Annotated in this window: 2 protein-coding genes; both read left to right on the top strand. The window is 67.9% G+C overall.

From position 1 onward, the window contains the following. On the top strand, nt 1-477 hold a 477-nt coding region (locus ACFHWY_RS28335; protein ID WP_416583300.1), incomplete at its 5' end, for a hypothetical protein. Beyond that, nucleotides 474-1,484: a tyrosine-type recombinase/integrase gene (locus ACFHWY_RS28330; protein WP_416583299.1), complete on the top strand. Its 1,011-nt coding sequence runs from the start codon at nt 474-476 to the stop codon at nt 1,482-1,484. The genes ACFHWY_RS28335 and ACFHWY_RS28330, both read left to right, overlap by 4 nt. Nucleotides 1,485-1,963 lie beyond the last annotated feature (479 nt).

Genomic DNA, 1,963 nt, shown 5'->3' with positions numbered 1-1,963 from the left:
GTGGCTGACGCCTCGCTGGGCCTGGTCATTCCGCCGGTGGTCCTGTCCGACCTGGGGCAGGCAGCCGAGCGCCCGACGGGCGGCGCTCTGCGTCGTGGACCCTTGCCGTTGTCGCCGCTGCCGGAGCGGCGTGCGAGTACCCGGGTGTACGGGGTTGCCGCGCTGGAGGGCAGCGGCCGGCTGCGGGACCGCGCTGTGGTCCGTGCCCTGGGCTGGGGGCCGGGTACCCGGTTGGACATCCGGGAGAACGGCGGGGTCATCGTCGTCCGTGCTGACGCTCAGGGTGTGTTCCGGCTGACCGGTCAGGGATACCTGCGGCTTCCTGCGTCGGTCCGTCACTGGTGCGGACTTACTCCGGGTGATCGTCTCCTGCTGGCCGCGGATCCCGCGCTCGGTGTGCTGGTGGTGTATTCGGTGGCGGCGTTGGACGAGTTCGTCGCCCAGAGCTGTGCCGCGGTGCTGGGCGGTGTGTCGTGAGTGGTGCGAGTCAGGCGGAGCTGGACGCGGCGCGGTTGTTGCTGGCGCGGATGGGGATCTCGGCGGCGGACCTGGTGGAGGCGCCGACGTCCCGTCCAGTCGCGCCGACGTTCGCGGAGTATGTGCCGGTGGTGTCGGCGGCGGTCAGTGTGGGGACGCGGCGGGCTTACGGTTCGTACTGGAAGCGGGTGGTCGAGCAGTGGGGGCAGCGTCGGCTTGACGAGCCGACGCCCTCGGAGATTGAGCAGCTCGGTGAGTACGTGAAGGCGCATGTGGTGGCGCGGCGTAACGCTCGGGGTGGGCGTAGTGCGGTGGAGCATCTGGTCGCGGCGTTGCGGTGTCTGTACAAGCGGGCGGTGGCGGACGGGTTTATCGCGGCGGCGGATGATCCGGCGGCGAAGGTGGCCAAGCCGCGCAGGTTGGCGAGTACTCGGCGGGCGGTGGCGGACAGCCGGCTTGCGGAGATCAACGAGGTTGCGGCGAGTACCGGGGATGATCCGGTGTTGGACAGTCTGTTGTTGCGGTTGCATACGGAGACGGCGTGTCGGCGGGGTGGGGCGTTGGCGTTGCGGCCGGTGGATCTGGATCCGGAGCAGTGTTTGATCCTGTTGCGGGAGAAGGGTGACTCGGCGCGTTGGCAGCCGGTGTCGCCGACGTTGATGCGGCATCTGCAGCGGCATGCGGCAGAGCGGCATGCTCCGGCGGTCGGGCAGTTGTTGCGGTACCGCGACGGGCGGCCGATCACCCGACGGCGTTACGACCATCTGTGGGTAAGGGTCGGGGAGCATCTGCCGTGGGTGTATGTGCAGCAGATCAGCACGCACTGGTTGCGGCACACCACGTTGACGTGGGTGGAGCGGAACTTCGGTTACGCGGTGGCCCGCGAGTACGCCGGACACGCCGAGGGCAGCAGCGCCGGCACGACCGCGACGTACGTTCGTGCCACGCTGCAGGAGGTCGCCCGGGCGTTGGCGGCGTTGACCAGCGAGCCCCATCCGCTTGCCTGAGCGCTTATCGGCGACTGACCATCATGTTCGCCGTTGGCCCGTCCAGTCTGGTTAGGCCGGGGCTGGATGCCGTCTGTTGCCGTGGTGCGATATCAGGCGAGCGGCAGCAGGCAGGCTCGCCCGACTGGGCGCGGGGTGGTGTCGGTGTGGGGCTTACCGATGACGTGATGGGCCCGGAGCTTGAAGTCTTCCGGGCGGTTGTGAGGTCGGTTCCACCGCTGATGGGAGCGGGGCCCGGTTTGATCATTGTCGGCGGCTCCGTAACGAAGGCGCAGCTGTCTATCGTGTGATCCGACGGAGCGTTTGTTGATCTAGGAACCTGTGGTGGCCGCGGAAACCCTGGGAGGTTCCGAACCGTAGAATGTGTATGAAGTGGGTAAATCGGACCGCCTGTGGTTGGAGAACGCCTCCTCAAATCGCTATCTTTGCTGTTCACGAACCGCTGCGCCCGGCCATCGCGCCGGGCGAGGATCGCAACA

The organism is Micromonospora sp. LOL_024 (assembly GCF_048060415.1).
Classification (GTDB): domain Bacteria; phylum Actinomycetota; class Actinomycetes; order Mycobacteriales; family Micromonosporaceae; genus Micromonospora.
The sequence above is the reverse complement of the archived record's forward strand: the minus strand, read 5'-3'. Positions and strand labels throughout refer to the sequence as shown.